Source organism: Entomospira culicis, assembly GCF_028748145.1.
GTDB classification, from domain to species: domain Bacteria; phylum Spirochaetota; class Spirochaetia; order WRBN01; family WRBN01; genus Entomospira; species Entomospira culicis.
The window spans coordinates 1,203,097-1,223,228 of record NZ_CP118181.1 but is presented as its reverse complement, the minus strand read 5'-3'; the positions used below and the strand labels follow the sequence as shown (position 1 = coordinate 1,223,228).

Sequence of the window (20,132 nt, the reverse complement as noted above, 5' to 3'; positions counted from 1 at the left end):
ATAAATGCGAAGTGTAGTGGTGAAAATTGAGAACAAGGAGGGGCTTCACGCGCGACCTGCCTCGATGATTATGCAGTGCGCCAGTGAGTTTGACTCTAGTGTATACTTAGTGGTGCATCAAGAGCGAGTTAATGCCAAGTCAATTATGAGTTTGATTGGGGTAAGCGCTCTTTACGGTAGCGAGGTTACCTTAGAGATTGATGGTGAGGATGAAGCTCAAGCGGAAGAGGCGCTTAAGGCAGTATTTGCCAGTAAGTTTGGCGAAGAGTAGATTGTCGATGACGGTGCTTTTTGTGTTTATGGCGAAGCAATCAATGGTTATGGAGAGGTGATATGCGTACATGGGTTAAATGGCTAGGCTGGCTGGTGTTAAGTCTATTTTGGCTGGGCTGTCAAGCCTCATCAACAGGGGAACGCCCCTTTCATCTTATTTATGCACGGAGCATGACGAGTCTTAATCCCCTCTTTGCCACTGATTTAACTTCTTATAATTTTTTGCATAATATCCACGAAGGTCTCATGACGTATGATGTGGATGGCGAAGTGGTGTTGGGTTTACTCTCGAGCGTGGAGGTGAGTACCGACGGTTTGGTGTATGACTTCTATCTTAAGGAGGGGCTTGGCTTTAGCGACGGCATGCCCTTAACGATGAACGATGTGTATCGTAGCTGGATGTATGTATTAGATCCTAAAAATAGTGCGCCTTTTGCGCATCTTTTTGATGTGATTGTCGGTGCTAAAGCGTTTCGTTTGGGCGAGAGTGGCGAGACTCCTGCGATAGATCTGCTTAGCGATTATCATATGCGGGTGCAGTTAGAACGGCCATTCTTCTTCTTTTTGGAGCTATTGACCAATCCAACGTTTCAGGTATTGCACCAGAGTTGGCTAGAGGGACAAGCTCTGATGCCTCGGGTGAGTGGTGCTTACTACATTGATAAGCAGGAGCAGGATGGTACGATGTTCCTCAAAGCCAATCCGTATCATTATGCGTATGAGGAGGGGCAGACGCTGAAGGAGATTAAGGTCTCTTTTGTGAGCAATGGGTCGGTGGCGTATCAACTCTTTCGGCAGCTAGAGGCTGATTGGTTGATTCGGAACATGCCTCTGTCGCTAGTGAGGCGTGAGCAACCGAATGAATTTTTTCATCAAAGCCCGGCGAACAGTACTTATTTTATTCTCTTTAATCACGACATTCCTAAATATCAAGATGTGCGCGTGCGTAAGGCGTTGAGTATTGCGATAAGCCGTGAGGATTTAGCGCATCTGTTGGAGGAGCGCCCACAAGCCTTGAGCTATATTACGCCGTTTGGCGAGGATAGACCGGAGATTGATCAGGATTTAGCTAAGGCAAAGGTGCTGATTGCCGAGGCTGGGTATAGTAAAGAGAATCCTTTGCGTATAGACTATCGTTATAGTAGCTCTTGGTTGGATAGAATGGTTGCGGAGTATTTACAGTCGGCTTGGCAGGCGATTGAGGGGGTTGAGGTGCGTTTGGAGGCGATTGAGAGTGCGCGTTATCGGGAGCTTTGGCGCAGTGGCGACTTTGAGATGATTCGTGTCTCTTGGGTGATGTCGGACTACGAGGATGGGGAAGACTTTTTGCGTAACTTCTCGAAAGAAAACCCCTTTATGTACATGCGAAGTGGTTACCATAATGAGGATTTTGAGGATCTTTTGGCGCAGGCGGATGTCGCAGAAAATAGAGTTGCGCGCGCCCAGTTACTTGCCGATGCGGAAAAAATGTTGTTACTTGAAGAGTATGCGGCGATTGGACTCTTCGCACCCTACAATTATCATTTGGTGAATAGAGCGTATTGGCAAGGCTTCGCCCCTAATCGCAGAGATATTCACTTGTTGCGATATCTACGAAAAAACAACGAGGATTACTAGATGAATGAGCATAAAGAGCAGATAGTAGAGATCCAAATTCTGCAGACAACCGACTTACATGGGCGTTTTTCCCAGTACGACTACACCTTAGATAGGCCGTCAAAATATGGTGGTGGATTGGCCGCGCTGGCAACCAAGATTAAGGCGTTGCGCAAGGAGTATGCACACACCTATTTATTGGATACTGGTGATGCGCTACAGGGGAATCATAATGAATTTTTTCTGCATGACGTAGAGAGTAACCCTATTATTAAGATGTTCAATGCTCTTGAGTATGATGCTTTTACGTTGGGAAATCACGAGTTCAACTTTGGCACGCAGTATGTGCAGGACTGTTTAGCCGAGCTACAGATTCCCGTACTGGCGGCCAATATCTATAATGAACGCGCAGAGCGGATTGCTAAGCCCTATCTTTTATTGAATAAGGGTGGCGTGCGGGTGGCAATTGTGGGGATGGTTACCGAGAATGTATTGCGCTGGGATTGTGATCATTTGGAAGGGTACACGGTGGTGCCGGTGATGCAGGAGATGCAGAAAATTTGGCCAGAAATTGAGGATAAGGCAGATGTGTATATTTTTGCGAATCATCAGCCGTGGTATGATCAGTACAGTTATGGTGATGGATATGAGCATTTGGTGGCTGCATATCCGCAGTTTCAGGTGGTGTTGATTAGCCATTCGCATCGGAGGCGGGCGCATGTGGAGGACGGGCGTGCTTATCTTCAGTCGGGGTGCTATGGAGGCGACTTGGGACAGATTGTGGTACGTCTACGTAAAGCGGGTGCAAGGTATGTGGTAGAGTCGATGCAGAGCCATCTTTATGGTATGGACGATGTGGCAGAGGATCCTCCGCTGTTGGCGTTGGTGGAAGGCGAGCATCAACGGATACTGGATGATATTCGTCGTCCGGTGGGTCGATTGGTGGGGGGTAGCTTGATTCCCATGCGCACGCTTGTCAATCTTAATCCAGCGCAGGTGGAGTCGACAGCACTCATTGCCTTGATGAACGACGTGCAACGGTTTTATGGTGAGGCGGATGTCTCTTTGGCAACGCTCTTTCATATCGACATTAACCTGCGCGAGGGCGAGATTAATCGCGCTGATGTGTTGAGTATGTATCGACATAGCAATACTTTGCGAGTGTATGAGGTTTCGGGATTACAGATAAAGAAGATTTTAGAGTGGAGCGCGCGTTATTTTATACGGTGGCGCGAGGGCGATTTAACCATCGCGTTTAACCCGCAGATTCCAGTTTATGAGTACGCGATGCTGGGGGGCATGTTTTACGATATCAATATCGGGAATGAGGTGGGTCATCGGATTGAGCATCTACGTTGGCCTGATGGGCGAGCGGTAGGTGATGAGGAGCGCGTGCGCGTTGCGATGGATGATTTTAGAGCCAAGGGTTTTATCGAACGCGATCTCTTTTTTGAGGATGCGAGTGTGTTGTTGGTAAAGGATTTTTCGCAAGGTACAGTAGAGAAGGGGCAAATTCGCGACTACTTAATGGCATATATTGGATCACAATGTCAAGGAATTATTACCAATGCTATCGATGGGAAGAAGAATTTCTTTCAACTTACGGGCTATGATTGGGATAAGGAGCTACGTGCTGAAGCGGTGCGTCAGATTAATGCGGGCTTAGTAGAGATTCCTACGAGTGAAAATGGTTTGTCTTTTTATAGCCGAGCCATTCGTAAAGAGGATTTGCAACCATTTTAAGCAAAGGTGCTCTTGAATATGCGTGCATAACGATCTATAATGAAAAAATCAAGAGGTTAAGAAGTAAAGGATAATATAGTCAATGAGATTAATGGATAGGTTTAATGTTTTACGCAGTGGGGGGGTGATCGATCGCGATACGTATGAGCAACTCATTCGAATTTTGGATAAGTTGGAAATTCATCGCGATTTGCCAATTAGCGACGAGAATGGGTCGGGGTTGATGGTCTATTTAGGCTTGATGCTCATGCGTTTTAAGCGTAACGAGGTGAGTGCGCCGATGGCTAGCGAGTTATTTGAGGAGTTTAAGGTGCATAAGAGCTACTATAGCATCGCACTAGAGGTGATTGAGGAGATTGAGGCGATGATTGATTTGCATATCCCTGAGAGTGAGCGCCAGTATTTGGTGGCTAATATTTTTACGATATTGGATCCTGATGGAAAGAAGTAGTATTTGGGGTTGGGGATAAAAATAGGTGCTAGAGCTAGCACCTATCCTAATACAGGAATTCATGGACGATGGCGGACTCGAACCGCCGACCCCTTGCATGTCAAGCAAGTACTCTAACCAACTGAGCTAATCATCCTTCACGTTGGCTTTATCATAAAGGAAAACCGATAAAATGTCAATGGATAGCGCAAAAAATGTGCCGAAGAAAAGAAGATTTTTTCTGCTTTTTGTGGTTATACATCAAATGAAATAACTTTAAGATTTTTTTGCGAAAAAGACTTGTCTAAGTGGTAAAAAATGCGCTATGATATAAAGTATAGACGATTGTCGAAAAAAGACTCAAAAAGGCTAGCCTAGTTGCCGAAAAGTAAAGAGAGGTAGGAGTATGATCGTAGAAAATAGAGGATTTGAACGTACTTTAGGAATTCTAGAGAAGACCTTGAGTGCCAACGTACAACGACGCGAAATCATTGCTAACAACTTGGCAAACGCGGAGACCCCCAACTTTAAGCGTAGTGAGTTAAGCTTTGAGGCCGATCTCAAGCGCGCTTTTGCATACGAAGCTAGCAAACAACAGCATCTACAGGCGAAAACCACACACGAAAAACATATCGCATTTGCTACGCCTCCCTTATGGAATGACGTACAACCTACGCGTCGCTTAGACTACTTGAGTACTATGCAAGCCAATGGGAACAATGTCGACCTCGAGCAAGAGGTGGTGGAGCGCGCCAAAGCTGATCGCATGTACGAACTCCTTACTACCGTAACGAAGTTTCAATTCAATCAAATATCTATCGTCGCCCGATAAGAGGAGAGTGAAAAGATGGGAATGTTTAGTGGACTAAATATCGCCGCCACATCCATGAGCGCACAACGCTTACGTATGGATGTTATTTCTAATAATATTGCCAACGCCAATACCGAGCGTACCACCGAAGGTGGGCCGTTTCAGCGCAGTAACGTAGTGATGCGCCCATTAATCGATCAGCCATACTGGAAGAGTCCCTTTTTGCCTAGCGCCCTTGACAATGGTCCTGGTAAGGGAGTGCGTGTTGATCGCATTCAAAAGGATAGCACTCCAGGGAACTTACGCTGGGATCCTTCTCATCCTGATTCTATTCTGGAAGGGCCAAATAAAGGTTTTGTGCTGGGAAGTAATGTTAATATTGTTAATGAGATGGTTGATTTGATTTCCGCGTCGCGCGCCTACGAGGCCAGTGCTACGCTGATTGAGGGCGAGAAGTCTGCCTTTGGACAGGCGCTCAATATTGCCCGCTAGGTTTTGCATAAGGAGTAATACAGATGGATTTACGTATAGGAACGACAACATTAGGGTTGCCTGTGGCAGACCTTGCTAAAGGACATGGTCAATTAGCCATGCGCAATACGTTGCCCGGACATTTGAACGGACAGTCGATTGCCTCGATTATTCAAGATAACTTAAGTGCTAGCGAGCTGGAAGAGCTTAACGCGCGCTTAGGCACGGCGCACACGATTGACGAAACGCCTAAGCAAGAGGATTTTACCGAACTTTTGATGAGTGCGTTGGATAAGACCAATCAGGCGCAAAATGAGGTAGAGCGATTGACCGCACAGGCAATTGTCGAACCCGACAGCGTGGATATCCACGAAGTAACCATCGCCATGGCCAAGGCAAACATGACATTGAGTCTTAGCAAAGCCATTATTGATAGAAGTATTAGCGGATTTAAAGATATTTTGAATCAACGCTAAGGAAAGCACCTAGTAATGGTCGATAGAAGTATATAAACTAAAGATGAATAGAGAGTTTTACAGGAGGTTCGGATGAAGCAATTCTTCCTTGATAGCGGTGCTAAGATAAAAGGAGCATGGTCGAAGTGGAGTGTCGTCAAGAGATCGATCTTTGTCGGGTTGGTTGTGCTTGTTTTAGTGGCATTGGTAGCGCTTGCCTCCATGAACACGCGTCAGCCTCAAATACAAATATTTGGCGCACCCGTTACGGACATGGGGCTTCGTGATCGTATTGCGGGGCGGTTGGATGCGGAGGATATTCGTTACTCGATTTCGGGTGATGGTACGCGCTTTGTCGTGAGTGATGAGAAAACGGCGCGTCAAGCGCGCGCGCTTTTGGTGCGTGAGGGCATTAACCTTGGGCAGATGGATCCGTGGACGCTCTTTGATGTTGATCGCTGGACAACAAGTGATCTGCTTAACAAAGTTAATCTTCAACGCAGTATTCAGCGTCAATTACAATTACATATTGAAAGCTTAGAGGATATCGATAGGGCAGAGGTCTCTTTAGCCTTTCCTAAGGATAATTTCTTAGACCCCAATCAACATCCGGTAACGGCGAGTGTTACTCTAATGGCTAAGCCGGGATCGGATATTGGTGAGTCTAGTAGCTCTGGGCGCAAGAAAGTTGAAGGTATTCAGTCTTTGGTACAGTTTGCCGTACCACAGCTTTCGGTAGAAAATATTGTCATCACCGATCATGCGGGTCGTCGCCTTAATGATTTCTCTGCTGATACGCTTACGCAAATGCAGGAACGCACGCGCTTTGCGCAACAGCAAAAACGCACTGCCGAGCAAGCCATCATCGCAAAGATTCAAAATAGTTTAGGCGCGATGTACCCAGGGCGTATTCAGGTTGTTAATATTGATGTAACACTGAATAGTGATATTATTAAGGAAAAACGCGTGGAGGTAACTCCGATTATTCTAAAGCCACAGAGCCAAGGCGTACCTTATGATGATAGTCAGTTTGTGGATAAGGTTAAAATCAGTGAGCAGGTGAGTTCGGTTACCTTTGAGGGTGAAGGATTTAGTCCATCTGGTCCTGCTGGTACCCCTTCGCAAACGCCTCCAGGTTATGCGGATTTGCAGAATACTACGGGTATTTACAATCAAAATACCAGTTCGATCAACTACATTGTTAATCAGTCTACACAAGAGTTAGATGTTACCCCCGGTGCAGTTACCCGTATTACCGCTGCCATCTCTTTGGATGGAACTTGGAATTTTGTCTATGATGAAGAGGGCAATTATGTCGTGAAGAATGGCGCGCGTGAACGTGTTTTTACCCCGCCTAGTGAAGAAGAAGTTAAGAAGCTACAGGGTTTGGTACAAGATGCTATTGGTTATGATAGTAGACGTTTAGATAGTGTCACAGTAGAAGGTAATAAATTCGATCGTAGTCTTCAGCACGCCGAAGAGGATCGCGCTTATCGTAATCAGCAACAGCGTGCAACAATCTTTGTTGGTTTGATTGCTGGTACAGCCATATTGTTAGTGATGATGTTCTTTTATCGTGCATTTCTTCATGCACAGGCGCGTCGTCGTCGTGAGCGTGAGGAGGAGGCGAACCGTCAGCACCAAGCCATGCGCGAGGCTGCTTTACGCTCTTTGGAGCAAGAACGTGCACCGCTTGAGGCTAGTGCTTCTGATAAGGCTCGCATGGAGTTGCAAGAGCAGGCTGTCATGATGGCTCGTGAACGCCCCGAAGAGGTGGCGCAATTAATTAGAACGTGGTTAAGTGAGGAAAATTAGATGTCAAGTGAAGTAGCTCCGAAGAAGGAGAAGCGATATCAAGATTTTACGGGAAGGCAGAAGGCTGCAATCTTTTTGGTAACGCTTGGTGCTGAACTCTCCTCTGAAATCTTTAAGCATTTAAAGGAAGATGAGATAGAGAAGCTAACGTTTGAGATTGCTCGTTTGGATAAGATTGAGACCGAGACGCGCATGATTATCTTGGAAGAATTTCAAGAACTTATGTTGGCGCAAGATTTTATTACCTCTGGCGGTATTGATTATGCCCGTGAGTTATTGGAGAAGTCTTTGGGTAGCCAGAAGGCGGTGGATATTATTAATCGCCTGACCAGTAGCCTTAAGACGCGTCCCTTTGACTTTGTGCGCCGTGCGGATCCAACGCACTTGCTGAATTTTATCCAGCAAGAGCATGCACAGACGATTGCGTTGGTTTTGGCCTATTTGGAGCCGATTAAGGCAAGTCAAATTTTGGGTAGTTTGCCAGAAGAGAAGCAGTCGGATGTGGCGCGTCGTATTGCCACAATGGATCGCACTTCTCCGGATGTGATTCGTGAGGTCGAGCGCGTTTTAGAGAAAAAGCTCTCCTCTTTATCCAGTGAAGATTATACGGCTGCTGGTGGTGTGCAGGCGATTGTCGATATTTTGAATATTGTTGATCGTACCACTGAGAAGAATATTATGGAATCTTTGGATGAGGAAGATCCAGATTTGGCCGAAGAGATCAAGAAACGCATGTTTGTCTTTGAGGATATTGTCTTACTTGAGGATCGTGCGATTCAGAAGGTATTGCGTAATGTCGATAATCAAGAGCTTGCCAAGGCGCTCAAGGGCGTTGATGCGGAGGTTCAGGATAAGATTTATCGTAATATGTCTAAGCGCGCGGCAGTTCTCTTAAAAGAAGATATGAGTTACTTAGGGCCAACGCGTCGAAAGGATGTGGAAGAGGCGCAACAGAAGATTGTTTCCATTATTCGCAAGTTAGAGGAAGAGGGCGAGATTGTTATTGCTCGCAATGATGACGAAGATAATGCCATGGTGTAGCTGGAGTAGGTGAAGGAGAATGCAAGAAAATTCGGCGGTAAAGTTGATTAAAGAGTACATTTGGTTGTTTGATAATCGGCAATTACAGTCGATTTTCATGCAGGTTATCATGAAGGGTAAAATGCATTTGGCTAAGTTAACCATGACCTTACCGTCGTCTTTGCAGGAGCGGGTCTTTGTGAATATTAGCAAGGGGAATCAGGCTAATGTTCGTGAGGAAGTAGAGATCTTGCGTCCCAAAATGACAGAGGCAATGCAAGAAGAGGCCGCGGAAGAGGCCATAGCTATTGTGCAGAAGATGTTGCGTGATTTGGATCTTTTTTTACCAGAAACGGCAAATTTACCTGCATACAGCGATGATGGTGAGTCGGCACTGCTTTTTAAGGACGAGAATATTTATAGTAGAAAAATATTGGAGTCTCTGATTATGCTTGCGGATAAGGAGCGTTTTGCCGGACAATTGGTCTTGGCAAAACGTCATATGGGGTTAGACTATATTCATGCTATCGAAAGCATTGCTAAAGAGTATCGTAAGGAGTTATTGCCTTATTTAGATGAAGAGGATTATCAGGTGATTCTCAACTCTTTTACAGAGGGAACAATCAATACCTTACGAAGCAGTCAGGCGATTTTGGTACGTAATCAATTGGCGGGCTATCTGCTTGATAGCAAGGATACCTCGACTGCTTATACTTCCCGAGATTTGATTTATCAAGGAGCGGTTTTGCATCCTGCGTGGTGGCAGGCAAGGGTGCGTTGGGAGGAGATAGCACAACAACTTTCGGATGGGGAGTTGCTGCAAATTCTATTTCATGGTAAAATAGATGAGGTGATGTTGATATATTATGAGAGTCCACGTCTTTTGCGTGATAGACTTTTTAGTCTCTACGGTAAAGAGGTGCAAGGAGTGTTGGCTCATACGTATCGCAATATGGATCTTTCTCGATTGGGGGAGGATGCATATCAGGTTCGATTAAAGATGATAGCGGTGGCAGAGAGAGCGGGAAAAATCGCATAAAATGGAGAGGGAGTAGGCATGGGTAAGAATATTTTTGAGTCGGTAGAGGTGGAGAATCTTGCAGAGCTAGCGATGATTGAGGCTCCTAAATTTGCGCATTTAGAGGCACACGCGGAGCAGGAGAGCGAGGATGTTTATGAAGGACCTACTGCCGAAGAGATTCGTCAGGAGGCGATGCAGGAGCGTCTTAAGTGGGAGGGGGAGCGCGCGCAACTTTTGAGTGAGGCGCAAGCTAAAGCGGATGAGATTGTTCTTCATACGGAGCAGAAACTTCAAGAGTCTCGTCGTCTTGCGGAAGAGGAGTTAACGCGTCGGCAAGAAGAGAGTCAAGCTGAGGCAGAGCGCCTTATTACGCAGGCGAAGGGTGAGCTAGAAAAAGCCAAACTTGACGCTAGTTTAGCCTACGAAAAAGAGATGGATCAGGCGCGTCAGAAGGGGCGTGATGAAGGTTATGAAGAGGGCTTCAAGCAGGGTAATGAGGAGTCGATGCGCTTGGTGAATCGCATTCATGTCATTATTGATAAGACCCTTGAGAAGCGCAATGATATTCTTACTGATGTTGAGTCGCAGGTGGTTGAACTGACGTTATTGATGGTGAGAAAAGTGGTGAAGGTGCTTTCAGAGAATCAGAAAAGTATCGTTATAAATAATATTATGCAAGCGCTCAAGAAGATTAAAGGGCGTGGCGATGTGGTTATTCGTGTCAATATGCAGGATTTATCGCTCTCTAGTGAGCATATTAATGATTTTATCGAAGCCTTAGAGCGACGAGGAAATATCACTTTGGCGGAGGATTCTACCATTGAGCCCGGTGGCTGTGTGATTGAGACGGATTTTGGCGAAATTGATGCGCGTATCAGCAGTCAATTACACGAAATTGAGGGGCGAATTCGCGATTTAATGCCGATTACGACAAAGCCTTCTCCTATTGATGAAGAGTAGGCGGGAGATGAGTTGTTGTTAGGTAAGTATCGAGAGCATATAAGGTCGTTTAATCCGATCCGATCGCTGGGTACGATTAACCGTATTCGCGGGGTAATGGTGGAGAGTTTAGGCCCGCAGATGTTTATTGGCGAGGTGGCGAAGGTCTACTCGGCGGATGGTCAGAGTGTGTTGGCTGAGGCTACTGGATCGCATGAGCAGTATAATAACTTGATGCCTTATGAGGATTTGCCTATGCTTCAGGTAGGGGCAAAGGTGAAGGCAACAGGTAGCGCGCTTTCGATTGCGGTGGGCGATGGTCTACTTGGGCGAGTGCTTGATGGGCTTGGTCGTCCTTATGACGGCAAGGGTCCTATTATCGGCGAGAGAGTGGTCTCGATTTTTGGTACGCCACCAAATGCAATGGATCGTAGTCCGGTGGAGGAGCAAGTGCAGACGGGTATTCGTGCGATTGATGGTTTGTTGCCGTTAGGCAATGGACAGCGCGTGGGTATCTTTGCTGGTTCTGGTGTGGGCAAGAGTACACTGCTTGGTATGATTGCGCGTAATAGTAGTGCGGATGTGAATGTTATCGCGTTGATTGGTGAGCGTGGTCGTGAGGTGCGAGAATTTATTGAAAATGAGTTGGGGGAAGAGGGGTTGGCACGATCGGTGTTAATTGTGAGTACCTCAGATACTCCGCCGTTGGCGCGTGTGCGTGGTGCGTATGTGGCGGCTACGGTTGCGGAGCATTTTCGTGATCAGGGTAAGAATGTGATGTTGCTTTTTGACTCGGTAACGCGTTTTGCTTTGGCTCAACGTGATGTGGGTCTTGCTAATGGTGAGTTGCCGGCAACACGTGGTTATCCAGCGTCGGTGTTTACGCTTTTACCTAAACTTTTGGAACGTAGCGGTCGTGCGAAGGTGGGATCGATTACGGGTGTCTATACGGTTTTGGTGGAAGGCGATGATATGGATGAACCGATTGCTGATGCGGTGCGCGGTTATCTGGATGGGCATATTGTTTTAACACGCGAACTGGCTGAGATGGGGCATTTCCCTGCGATTGATGTGTTAAAGAGCGTTTCGCGTCTCTCTGGACGATTGCAAGATGCCTCGCAGGCGCAGGCGGCGATTGGCATGAGGCGTTTGATGGCCTCTTTGCGTGGAGTGGAGGACTTAGTACGTGTGGGTGCGTACGTTAAAGGTAGCGATCCGCTGGTGGATGAGGCGTTGCAAAAGCGTGAGTCGATTGAGGGCTATCTTCAACAGGGAATCGCAGAGCGAGCAACGTTAGAGCAGACGTTGAAATCGTTACGATTGCTTTTTGGTAGCGGACATTCCAAGGGTTAGGCGATGAAGCAATTTCACTTTTCGCTTGAACAACTTCTCAAATATCGACGTGATATGGCAGAGAGTGCACGGCTCTCTTTGGCGGGGAAGGTGGGAATGATAAATCTTCTGGAGCACGAGGTGAGCGACTCTTTGGTGCAAGAGCGGGAGAATTTTGTGGCTAGTCGCAAAGCCTTTGATGTCCATCACTTGCGTCAGTCGGAGTACTTTAGTGCCTTTCAAGAGGAGCGTCGAGCGCAGGCAGAGCGTAAAATTCAGCGCTTGGCTGTAGAGCGTGAGGAGCTTCAGCAACTTTATCAAGAGAGATTAAAGGCAGAGTTGGTTTTAGAGCACTTAAAAGAAGATGCGTATAAGAAATATCGCAAAAAAGCACAACGTAGTGATCAAATTCGTTTAGATGATATGATAAATTCGCTGATTCATGCCGATAAAGAGAGTGTAAAGCGAAATTCAGGAGAAGAAAATGGCAGGATATGGTAAAATTGGCGTAACGGTGAGGGTTACAACTTTATTGCTGATTATTTTTTTATTAGCATTTATCGTTGCTCCCTTGTTATTTAACATTTTGGGTCTACCGGGTATGCAAAATCCTATCTATACACGTATTAGTCGTTCTTTAAGGCTTAGTGGACCTGCGCCTGCTTCTACGGTGAACGGTGTTGATTTACTGGAGCAGGAGCGCTTACAAATTTTGTCGCAAACCTTGGATAATCGCGAGTTGGAGCTAGCGCAGAAAGAGGCGCTTTTCCAAAGTAAGCTAGAGGAGCTTGAGGCGCGTGAGCAGATTATCGGTGCGCAAGAGGAAGAGTTGAATCAGCGTGCAGAGGTGATTGCTATTCGTTTGCAGGGGCTAGATGATTTTGAGGGCAATCTTTTATTGAATGCCCAGAATTTGAGTAATATGCCTCCTGCGCAGGCGGTGGCGATTCTGGAGAATATCACTAGCGATCAGGTATTGATTGAGCATCTCTTAGCTGCCGATCGTTACGCTGTTGCACAAGGGCGTATGTCGCTCTCGTCGGTTTGGATTTCGATGATGAATGCTGAACGTGCTGGGCGAATTATGGAGAAGATGGCAACGCCGTCGTAGGAGAAAACCATGCAGATACCATTTATACAATCTGATATCACCTCGGTTCGGGTAGAGAGCGACAAGGGCTCATCGCGTTCTTTTGAGCGATCTGAATCGACTCATCAACCGCAGACTAGAGAGAGAGAGGCTGGGGTGGCAGAGGAGCGAGATCTTCGTGTCGATTCGTTGCTCAGAGAGGATGCTCCTTCTGAGGATGCTTTGGACGTTATCGGTGAAGGTGTTGGAGACCAAGAGTCTCAAGTCTCTTTGGTTGCATTAATGCAACAGGCGATGGCGGTGGAAGAGGGTACTACGGAGAGTGAGGAAATTACAAATATCGAGATGATTGATATGCGTGAGCTTCTTGAGGAAGATGGTGATGCGTCGGTATTGAACTGGGTGGCTTTTGGTGGTAATGCGCAAGAGAAAGAGCTCTTTAGTATGAATCGAGATTTTGCCGTGGCGCAACAGATTGACAAGTATGCGCAGAATCAACCGCAAAAATCTCCGCGAGGGGCAGAAGAAGTTCGTGAACTTTTGGCGAATATGCAAGGGAGTGCTCTACCAGAGAGCGAAGAGATAATCATGCCTTTGGTTATGCCGAAAGAGTCTGTAAGTGTAAACAAGTCGGCTTCGGCTGGTATGGAGTTGACGCAGCTGCTCAAGGGGGAGCAAAAAGCCACGGAGCGCGTGGGTATGAAGGTGGATGAGTCCTTGGTGAACAGAGAGATGACGTTGATTGTGAATCAGGTGCGTTCCGAGAGCGATATGCCTAAGCCATTATTAGATGTGGCACAGAAGTTAGAGATTCAGAACGCGGTACGTCAGGCGCTTCTTCAGGGTGGGAACACCGAGATTGTCCAACGGGCGCAGTTTGTGGTACGAACAGAAGAGATGGGTGAAATTCGTTTGATGTTACGCCCTGAGCATTTGGGTACGGTACGTGTCAATTTAGTGGTAGAAGATGGTCGCATTTTGGGGCGTATTGTGGTTGCAAATGAGCATGTGAAAGCAGCGTTTGACGATAATATGAAAGATTTACGTGATGCTTTTTTGAAGAGTGGTTTTGAGTCTGATTTTGATGTAGATTATCAAGGATCGGGGGAAGAACAACCGAAGGAGCATCGTGGTGGCTATCACTCTAGGCGGTTACGAGAAGAGGCTTCTCGTGAATATACCAGCGATATTTTAGCATATTGGCAGAATCAAAATGGATAGGAGTAAATAAGTATGGACGGTATTCAGAATTTTTCTCAAGGAAATCAGAGTCTCACCGATGTGCATCGCTACTCGGCACTAGAATTGGCTCGACTAGAGGAGCAAGCAGCCGCGTTTAATACGGCTACCGCCTTAGAAAACGGTGGACGTTTACCTACGCAGGAGTTGGGCAAAGACGAATTCTTGAAGCTTTTAATCACTCAGCTTCAACATCAAGATCCAACAAAACCGCTGGAAGACAAAGAATTTATCGCCCAAACAGCCCAGTTTACCGCACTGGAGACCTCTAAAGAGATGGCCTATCAGCTTAAAATGATTGGGGAGCAGTTGGGTGGGCGTCTTGGTGGCGAAAAAACATTAAGCTTTTTGGGTAAAGAAGTCGACATATATACAGAGCAGGGTAATGTAATTACAGGACGTGTTACGCAGGTTAAGCTCAATGCGGATAATGGCACGAGCTTGATTGAGGTGGGCGGACGCGAATATTCTCCGGAGTTGGTACGTGCGGTGCGTGAGGTTAAGAGTGAGCCGATTGCTCCTCTTCAACAGAATATGCACGCGTTCAATATGTACGAAAGTGCTGTGCCCAATGTTGTTGCCCAGCCACAGAGCGAATAAAGAAGAATTTGAGGAGAGATTAAGGTTATGATGAGATCATTATACTCTGGTGTTGCAGGATTGCAAAATCATCAGACACGCATGGACGTAGTGGGAAACAACGTTGCTAATGTCAATACGATTGGATTTAAGAAGAATCGTGTCAACTTTCAGGATATGCTCTATCAAGATAGCCAAGGTGCTTCTCGTCCAACCGACGATCTTGGTGGTACCAACCCTAAGCAAGTGGGGTTGGGTATGCTTGTTGCCGCGATTGATACGATTCATACGCAAGGTGCGATGCAGAGCACGGGTGTGAAGAGCGACTTGGCGATTCAAGGTGATGGTTTCTTTATTTTGAGACAAGGTGATCAGAGTTTTTATACGCGTGCTGGTGCTTTTGGTACGGACGCTGATGGTATTTTGGTCAATCCCGCTAATGGTATGCGTGTACAGGGCTGGCAGTCGCAAGAGATTAACGGGCAGATGGTGGTCAACCCTACGGGAAATCCTGGCGAGATTCGTATTCCTATCTACCAAAAAGATCCTGCTTCGGCAACCTCTGTGGTTAAATTGATGTCTAACTTAGACAAAAATATGCCTCTCATCCCTGAAGGTGCAACTGAAGCCGATATCGCTCGAGGTACTTGGACAGTTTCGCAAAATGTTTACGATAGCTTTGGTAATACCCATCAGTTGCGCGTGGAGTATCGTCGCATGGTGGATGAAAATGGTGAGGCAGTGCCTAATCAGTGGATGGGTGAGGTCTTTATTAACCGACCTGTTGGTGCGGATGGGGAAGAGGCTAATCCAACCAATCTTGCTGTTGGCGTTAATGGTGCGGAAGCAGGTGGTACGCAATTTGTGATGCAGTTTGACAATAATGGATCCTTACAGAGTCTGACGGATGTGGATGGTAATGTCATGGATGCCGGTACGCTCTCGCTTACGGTTGGCTTTGAAGTCCCAGAGTCAAATGAAGTGGATGGTGAAGTATTGCGCCAAAACTTCCAAATTGAAGTGGGTATGGTTGGTGGTTACGAAGATAGTACCACGCAATTTGCTAGCCCTAGTAGTAACAAATCTTTCTTCCAAGATGGCTACGGCATGGGTTATATGAGTGGCTATACCATCGATCAAAGTGGCGTAATTACGGGCGTTTACACTAATGGGCAGAGCAAGGTGGTGGGGCAAATTGCCATGGCAACCTTTGTGAATGCTAGCGGTTTGGAGAAGAGCGGTGAGACTAACTTTAGAGAGACAGCGAACTCGGGTGTAGCGTTGATTGATGTGGCCGGTACGGCGGGTAAAGGTAAGATTAGTGCTGGTATGCTGGAGATGTCGAATGTGGATCTCTCGGCAGAATTTGTGGATATGATTGTAACCCAGCGTGGATTCCAGGCAAACAGCAAGGGTATCACCACCAGCGATACGATGCTTGAGACAATTTTGGGTCTTAAACGTTAGGTAAAAATGGAAGAGTATAATGATTAAACTAACACTATTAGGTAAGCAGGGTAGAGAGTTTTATCTAAATCCGCATGTCATTGAGAGCATAGAGATTGGTGGAGCAGATTTGATCATTCATTTATTATCTGGAAAAAGTTTTATGGTGGCTGAAGATATTCAGACGGTACAGAAACGCATAGTAACCTATCGTAAAGAGATAGGTTGCTTTAAAAACGAAGAGTAGAGGTTACGAGAATGGATTTAGCGTCTCTTTTAGGTATTATAATTGCATATGGTATGCTCCTGTTTTCGATGGTGGCTACGGGAGCTCCCCTGATTTTGTTTTGGGATTTAGGCTCGTTGCTTCTGGTTGTATTTGGATCGCTGGGTGCAACTATTATGTCTAATGACATGAAGGTGATTAAGCAGGTACCTACTTATGTGGGGCTGGTCTTTAAATCGAAAAATTATAGTCCGATGGAAGTGATTAGTCAGCTGGTTGGTTTTGCTGAAAGTGCTCGAAAAGACGGTCTGTTGAGCTTAGACGATGCTATTAAGGATGTAGAGGATAAGTTTTTAGCCGATGGGTTACGTCTTGTCGTGGATGGTACTGATCCTATCATTATTACAAAAATTCTGGAGATTGAACTCTCTAAAATGGATGATCGACATAATCGTGGTGCAGGATTCTTTGAGACTTGGGCGGCGCTGGCGCCTGCCTTTGGTATGTTGGGTACGGTTATTGGTCTTATCGCGATGATGGCGAACTTAGGTGATACTTCTTCTATTGGTAAGGGTATGGCGCTCGCGTTGATTACGACTTTTTACGGATCTTTGGTTGCTAACAGTATTGCACTACCCATGTCAGCAAAACTTCGTGGTAATCACGATCGGGAGATGATGTATAAAGAGATTATGTTAGAGGGTATCTTGAGTATTCAATCTGGCGATAACCCACGTATTCTTGAGCAAAAGCTCTATAGCTTTCTTCCAGGTCCAGAGCGCCCTGTATCTCAAGAACCTTAAAGGAAGGAGGTAAATTATGGCATTGGCAAAAAAAGAACGAAAAAAGATAGATCCCAATGGTTGGCTCTTAACCTATGGTGATATGATTACGTTAGTATTATGCTTCTTCGTCTTGTTGATTGGTGAGCCTGCACAAGATTCGGCGCGCATGCAACTGTTATCGGCGGCGATGGGTGGGCTAGGTCCTTTTACCGGTGGGCAGACGCTAGATGAAGGGCCTCTTGCATTGATGGGCAGTACGGTAAATGCTTTACCCTCTTCTCAACGAAAAAATCAGATGGGGGCGGCTAAAGCACAAGCTCAACATTTGCAGAGTCAAGATCAAAACAACTTAATTCAACAAGTGGTTGAAGATCCTGAACGTGGCTTGGTTATTACCTTGGCAGGGGATGTCCTCTTTGCCCCCGATTCTGTGGAGTTAGACATTGAGCGTAATCGACGGATGTTACAAGAGCTGGCAATTTTGTTGAATTCCCCTGAATTAGCTGGAATGACATATCGCGTGGAGGGGCATACTGATTCAGTTTCTCCTGAGTTTATTAGTCGGGAGTTTGCAAGTCGATTCCGTTCTAACTGGGATGTCTCCACCGCTAGAGCAATTAACGTCTTACAGTATCTTGTTGACTACGGTGCGCCTGAATCTCGTATGCAAGTTACTGGATTTGCAGGCACACGTCCAATAGTCTTTGGCGATGATCCTGAGAGTCGCGCTTATAATCGGCGGGTAGAGATTGTTGTATTGACCAGAGGTCATCTCTAACCTTTAACAACCCCATATGAAAAGAAAAAAGAGCTAAACTGATGTTTAGCTCTTTTGCAATGCTTCGAGGTCGCTCTTTTTGGTAATAATTTTACTAATTAAACCATACTGAATTGCCTCTTCTGCATTGAGCCAGAAATCTCGATCGGTGTCTTGTTGAACTTTTTCTATCGGTTGCCCGGTCTCTTCAGAGATAATCATGTTGATTTTTTCTCGATACTTGAGCATCTCTTTAGCATGAATTTCAATTTCGGTAGCTACACCGCGAATACCGCCAATGAGTGGTTGGTGAATAAGATAGCGACTATTGGCAAAGCCTAGACGGCGCTCCTTGGGTGCAGAGAGGAGAATCATTGCTCCCATGCTGGCAGCTAATCCCATTACGAGGGTATAGACAGGTGATTTTAAAAATCTTACAGCATCAAAAATTGCAAAGCCAGAGTCAATCGATCCACCGGGGGAGTCAACATACAATGTGATGGGCTCATGATTTTTGGCATCTAGCACCAAGAGTTGTTTTACGATCTTTTCGGCAAGTTCGCTATCAACTTGACCGCTGACAATGATCGATCGTGTATTGATTAGCTCTTTATCTATGATGATTTTATCATCTTTTTTTTCTTTATCTTCCATGCTTTATCTCAACTTTTAAGTTAGTCTTCTTGCCCTCTAGTATAGCTTTTTTAGCGCACTATGACAAGGGTTTTACGATAAAATTATTCTACAACGCACTTTTCTTTCCTAATTGTGAAAATTTTTTATTTAATGGGATTAGGGGGCTTGACATTTTTTTTTATCTATGCTATAAATATGGTATCAAGATTGCGTGGGTAGCTCAGTTGGTAGAGCTCCACCTTGCCAAGGTGGTTGTCGCGGGTTCGAATCCCGTCCCACGCTCTAAAAAATCCTCCTTTTTGGAGGATTTTATTTTATATCTCTTCCGCAGGACGCGAACTCTCTAATTGACTAAATACGTGGGTTCGATTCACAAATGCTTCGCTAGGGTTATCCGTACCTACCCGTCGGATTGTCGTGGGGTAGATGGAGCGTCCATCATCGCTGACAATATGATAAATAATGCGTGTCCCTGCCGAGGTCTTCAGCTCTAAGCGAAAGAGGCGATCTTTGCCAATGACACTGTTCCAGCCTGTATCGGTGTAGCTAAGAATGATGGTGGCAACGTGTGGGTCGCCGATGGTAAGTTTGCCGGTGGCTTCCACGCTACTTTCAATGAGGATATCACCGTTGTCGATGATAGAAAAGAAGACGCCTTTTTCGGGTTTCCAGTTGAGCTCTTTGGCGAGGCTGGTCATAATGAGGGGGTTTTTGTAGTCAACTAATTGCCAGTAGCTACCAATCAGTTCGCTAGTAAAAATATCTTCACGATAGCGCCTGCGATGATCTTCGGCTGGTGTTTGGCTAGGATCTTGGCTATTTTGCTTTAGCCAATCGAGAATAGCGCTTTCGGTAGAGGTGCTAGGTGTATCGTTTTGGTTACTTTCTGATGCGGGGATAGCTCTTGCGACGCGTTTAAGGAGAGGAATCTCTTCTTTTTCATGGACATAGTAGAGCGTGTCGTTTTTGATGGTGTACTTATAGCGAAGGTTAAAGAGCGTGAGATCGCCGGTGCTGGCATCTTTTTTGTGGCGGATATTCCCGCGGATCACCTGAATTTGACGCCGATAGCTAGCCCGAGATTGTGCATCAAAAGAGATATTGGTGATACTTCCATAAAAATCGCGGGTAGGTCCCACCTCAATGATGCGCATTTCCCAGTTGGAGTAGGGCAAGACCTCGTTAAGCTTGGCTGATTTGCTGTTGCCGCTTCCAATGCTTTGGCTTGAGAGGCTAAAGAGGAGAGTTGCCATTAAAAAGAGAGGAAGAATCTTTTTCATATAAATAATGCTCCTTAATGATGATATGTTATTTCTTCTTTCATATCATAAAAGTTAGGTAAACGATACCTTGATCTTCGGCAATAAGGACGAAACTTTTCGCCTTTCTTCTTTGTTTATAGCATTTAAGCATGAAGTTCCTGTGAATAATTCTTACTTTGTAAGCTAAATTTATCCATTTTGCATCA

General features: G+C 45.8%; 22 protein-coding genes and 2 tRNA genes. 21 read left to right on the top strand and 3 right to left on the bottom strand.

Annotation, left to right across the window (positions count from 1 at the left end; translation table 11 throughout):
- Positions 1-4: 4 nt before the first annotated feature.
- The 4 genes from PVA46_RS05785 (at position 5) to PVA46_RS05770 (ending at position 4,063) form a co-directional block, all read left to right on the top strand.
- The gene (locus PVA46_RS05785) at positions 5-271 is read left to right on the top strand and encodes an HPr family phosphocarrier protein (RefSeq protein ID WP_167695808.1); all 267 of its coding nucleotides are present in this window, start codon (positions 5-7) and stop codon (positions 269-271) included.
- A 62-nt stretch (positions 272-333) separates the two neighbouring features.
- A complete protein-coding gene (locus tag PVA46_RS05780) occupies positions 334-1,890 on the top strand; it encodes a peptide ABC transporter substrate-binding protein (protein ID WP_167695807.1) in 1,557 nt (518 codons plus the stop codon).
- On the top strand, positions 1,891-3,612 hold the full coding sequence (locus PVA46_RS05775) for a bifunctional metallophosphatase/5'-nucleotidase (RefSeq protein WP_167695806.1): 1,722 nt from the start codon (positions 1,891-1,893) through the stop codon (positions 3,610-3,612).
- 82 nt (positions 3,613-3,694) lie between these two features.
- Positions 3,695-4,063: a PRD domain-containing protein gene (locus PVA46_RS05770; RefSeq protein ID WP_274360274.1), complete on the top strand. Its 369-nt coding sequence runs from the start codon at positions 3,695-3,697 to the stop codon at positions 4,061-4,063.
- A 62-nt stretch (positions 4,064-4,125) separates the two neighbouring features.
- On the opposite strand, the gene PVA46_RS05765 is transcribed toward PVA46_RS05770, so the two are convergent.
- Positions 4,126-4,199 (bottom strand) — tRNA-Val (locus PVA46_RS05765).
- A gap of 249 nt (positions 4,200-4,448) precedes the next feature.
- On the opposite strand from PVA46_RS05765, the gene flgB reads away from it, so the two are divergent.
- The 16 genes from flgB (at position 4,449) to PVA46_RS05685 (ending at position 18,049) form a co-directional block, all read left to right on the top strand.
- Entirely contained in the window at positions 4,449-4,874 is a 426-nt protein-coding gene (gene flgB / locus PVA46_RS05760) for a flagellar basal body rod protein FlgB (RefSeq protein ID WP_167695804.1), read from the top strand.
- Positions 4,875-4,889: 15 nt separating this feature from the next.
- Entirely contained in the window at positions 4,890-5,345 is a 456-nt protein-coding gene (gene flgC, locus PVA46_RS05755; protein WP_167695803.1) for a flagellar basal body rod protein FlgC, read from the top strand.
- A 23-nt stretch (positions 5,346-5,368) separates the two neighbouring features.
- A complete protein-coding gene (gene fliE, locus PVA46_RS05750) occupies positions 5,369-5,800 on the top strand; it encodes a flagellar hook-basal body complex protein FliE (RefSeq protein ID WP_167695802.1) in 432 nt (143 codons plus the stop codon).
- Between the two features lie 72 nt (positions 5,801-5,872).
- Positions 5,873-7,594: a flagellar basal-body MS-ring/collar protein FliF gene (gene fliF, locus PVA46_RS05745; protein WP_167695801.1), complete on the top strand. Its 1,722-nt coding sequence runs from the start codon at positions 5,873-5,875 to the stop codon at positions 7,592-7,594.
- On the top strand, positions 7,595-8,635 hold the full coding sequence (gene fliG / locus PVA46_RS05740) for a flagellar motor switch protein FliG (protein ID WP_167695800.1): 1,041 nt from the start codon (positions 7,595-7,597) through the stop codon (positions 8,633-8,635).
- A gap of 19 nt (positions 8,636-8,654) precedes the next feature.
- Positions 8,655-9,653 carry a hypothetical protein gene (locus PVA46_RS05735; protein ID WP_167695799.1) on the top strand — a complete coding sequence of 333 codons (999 nt, stop codon included), beginning with the start codon at positions 8,655-8,657 and terminating at the stop codon, positions 9,651-9,653.
- 18 nt (positions 9,654-9,671) lie between these two features.
- Entirely contained in the window at positions 9,672-10,595 is a 924-nt protein-coding gene (gene fliH / locus PVA46_RS05730; RefSeq protein WP_167695798.1) for a flagellar assembly protein FliH, read from the top strand.
- Positions 10,596-10,610: 15 nt separating this feature from the next.
- Complete coding sequence (locus PVA46_RS05725; RefSeq protein WP_246226754.1) at positions 10,611-11,927, top strand: FliI/YscN family ATPase; 1,317 nt, start codon at positions 10,611-10,613, stop codon at positions 11,925-11,927.
- A 3-nt stretch (positions 11,928-11,930) separates the two neighbouring features.
- Positions 11,931-12,407, top strand: coding sequence for a flagellar export protein FliJ (locus tag PVA46_RS05720; protein ID WP_167695796.1), 477 nt, complete (start codon positions 11,931-11,933; stop codon positions 12,405-12,407).
- A complete protein-coding gene (locus PVA46_RS05715) occupies positions 12,391-13,017 on the top strand; it encodes a periplasmic-type flagellar collar protein FlbB (RefSeq protein WP_167695795.1) in 627 nt (208 codons plus the stop codon). Before PVA46_RS05720 ends, PVA46_RS05715 begins: the two co-directional genes overlap by 17 nt.
- A 9-nt stretch (positions 13,018-13,026) precedes the next feature.
- Positions 13,027-14,217, top strand: a complete 1,191-nt coding sequence (locus PVA46_RS05710) for a flagellar hook-length control protein FliK (protein WP_167695794.1) — start codon at positions 13,027-13,029, stop codon at positions 14,215-14,217.
- Positions 14,218-14,229: 12 nt separating this feature from the next.
- Positions 14,230-14,835, top strand: coding sequence for a flagellar hook capping FlgD N-terminal domain-containing protein (locus PVA46_RS05705; protein ID WP_246226755.1), 606 nt, complete (start codon positions 14,230-14,232; stop codon positions 14,833-14,835).
- A 27-nt stretch (positions 14,836-14,862) separates the two neighbouring features.
- Positions 14,863-16,281 (top strand): flagellar hook protein FlgE, encoded by a 1,419-nt coding sequence (flgE, locus tag PVA46_RS05700; protein WP_167695793.1) that lies wholly within the window; start codon positions 14,863-14,865, stop codon positions 16,279-16,281.
- Positions 16,282-16,300: 19 nt separating this feature from the next.
- On the top strand, positions 16,301-16,507 hold the full coding sequence (locus PVA46_RS05695; RefSeq protein WP_167695792.1) for a flagellar FlbD family protein: 207 nt from the start codon (positions 16,301-16,303) through the stop codon (positions 16,505-16,507).
- A gap of 11 nt (positions 16,508-16,518) precedes the next feature.
- Entirely contained in the window at positions 16,519-17,289 is a 771-nt protein-coding gene (locus PVA46_RS05690; protein ID WP_167695791.1) for a MotA/TolQ/ExbB proton channel family protein, read from the top strand.
- Between the two features lie 16 nt (positions 17,290-17,305).
- A complete protein-coding gene (locus PVA46_RS05685; RefSeq protein WP_167695790.1) occupies positions 17,306-18,049 on the top strand; it encodes an OmpA family protein in 744 nt (247 codons plus the stop codon).
- A 45-nt stretch (positions 18,050-18,094) separates the two neighbouring features.
- Here PVA46_RS05685 and PVA46_RS05680 read toward each other — a convergent pair whose 3' ends face one another.
- On the bottom strand, positions 18,095-18,682 hold the full coding sequence (locus tag PVA46_RS05680) for an ATP-dependent Clp protease proteolytic subunit (protein WP_167695789.1): 588 nt from the start codon (positions 18,680-18,682) through the stop codon (positions 18,095-18,097).
- Positions 18,683-18,873: 191 nt separating this feature from the next.
- Here PVA46_RS05680 and PVA46_RS05675 point away from each other — a divergent pair.
- Positions 18,874-18,946, top strand: a tRNA-Gly gene (locus tag PVA46_RS05675).
- A gap of 32 nt (positions 18,947-18,978) precedes the next feature.
- Here PVA46_RS05675 and PVA46_RS05670 read toward each other — a convergent pair.
- Positions 18,979-19,944 carry a hypothetical protein gene (locus PVA46_RS05670; RefSeq protein WP_167695788.1) on the bottom strand — a complete coding sequence of 322 codons (966 nt, stop codon included), beginning with the start codon at positions 19,942-19,944 and terminating at the stop codon, positions 18,979-18,981.
- Positions 19,945-20,132: the final 188 nt, after the last annotated feature.

Coding starts and splice junctions, on each gene's coding strand:
- flgE (WP_167695793.1), top strand. CDS start 14,863: ATGATGAGATCATTATACTCTGGTGTTGCAGGATTGCAAAATCATCAG.
- PVA46_RS05780 (WP_167695807.1), top strand. CDS start 334: ATGCGTACATGGGTTAAATGGCTAGGCTGGCTGGTGTTAAGTCTATTT.
- PVA46_RS05695 (WP_167695792.1), top strand. CDS start 16,301: ATGATTAAACTAACACTATTAGGTAAGCAGGGTAGAGAGTTTTATCTA.
- PVA46_RS05685 (WP_167695790.1), top strand. CDS start 17,306: ATGGCATTGGCAAAAAAAGAACGAAAAAAGATAGATCCCAATGGTTGG.
- PVA46_RS05705 (WP_246226755.1), top strand. CDS start 14,230: ATGGACGGTATTCAGAATTTTTCTCAAGGAAATCAGAGTCTCACCGAT.
- fliH (WP_167695798.1), top strand. CDS start 9,672: ATGGGTAAGAATATTTTTGAGTCGGTAGAGGTGGAGAATCTTGCAGAG.
- fliG (WP_167695800.1), top strand. CDS start 7,595: ATGTCAAGTGAAGTAGCTCCGAAGAAGGAGAAGCGATATCAAGATTTT.
- PVA46_RS05680 (WP_167695789.1), bottom strand. CDS start 18,682: ATGGAAGATAAAGAAAAAAAAGATGATAAAATCATCATAGATAAAGAG.
- fliE (WP_167695802.1), top strand. CDS start 5,369: ATGGATTTACGTATAGGAACGACAACATTAGGGTTGCCTGTGGCAGAC.
- PVA46_RS05770 (WP_274360274.1), top strand. CDS start 3,695: ATGAGATTAATGGATAGGTTTAATGTTTTACGCAGTGGGGGGGTGATC.
- PVA46_RS05785 (WP_167695808.1), top strand. CDS start 5: ATGCGAAGTGTAGTGGTGAAAATTGAGAACAAGGAGGGGCTTCACGCG.
- PVA46_RS05670 (WP_167695788.1), bottom strand. CDS start 19,944: ATGAAAAAGATTCTTCCTCTCTTTTTAATGGCAACTCTCCTCTTTAGC.
- PVA46_RS05690 (WP_167695791.1), top strand. CDS start 16,519: ATGGATTTAGCGTCTCTTTTAGGTATTATAATTGCATATGGTATGCTC.
- PVA46_RS05720 (WP_167695796.1), top strand. CDS start 11,931: ATGAAGCAATTTCACTTTTCGCTTGAACAACTTCTCAAATATCGACGT.
- PVA46_RS05710 (WP_167695794.1), top strand. CDS start 13,027: ATGCAGATACCATTTATACAATCTGATATCACCTCGGTTCGGGTAGAG.
- fliF (WP_167695801.1), top strand. CDS start 5,873: ATGAAGCAATTCTTCCTTGATAGCGGTGCTAAGATAAAAGGAGCATGG.
- PVA46_RS05715 (WP_167695795.1), top strand. CDS start 12,391: ATGGCAGGATATGGTAAAATTGGCGTAACGGTGAGGGTTACAACTTTA.
- PVA46_RS05735 (WP_167695799.1), top strand. CDS start 8,655: ATGCAAGAAAATTCGGCGGTAAAGTTGATTAAAGAGTACATTTGGTTG.
- flgB (WP_167695804.1), top strand. CDS start 4,449: ATGATCGTAGAAAATAGAGGATTTGAACGTACTTTAGGAATTCTAGAG.
- PVA46_RS05775 (WP_167695806.1), top strand. CDS start 1,891: ATGAATGAGCATAAAGAGCAGATAGTAGAGATCCAAATTCTGCAGACA.
- flgC (WP_167695803.1), top strand. CDS start 4,890: ATGGGAATGTTTAGTGGACTAAATATCGCCGCCACATCCATGAGCGCA.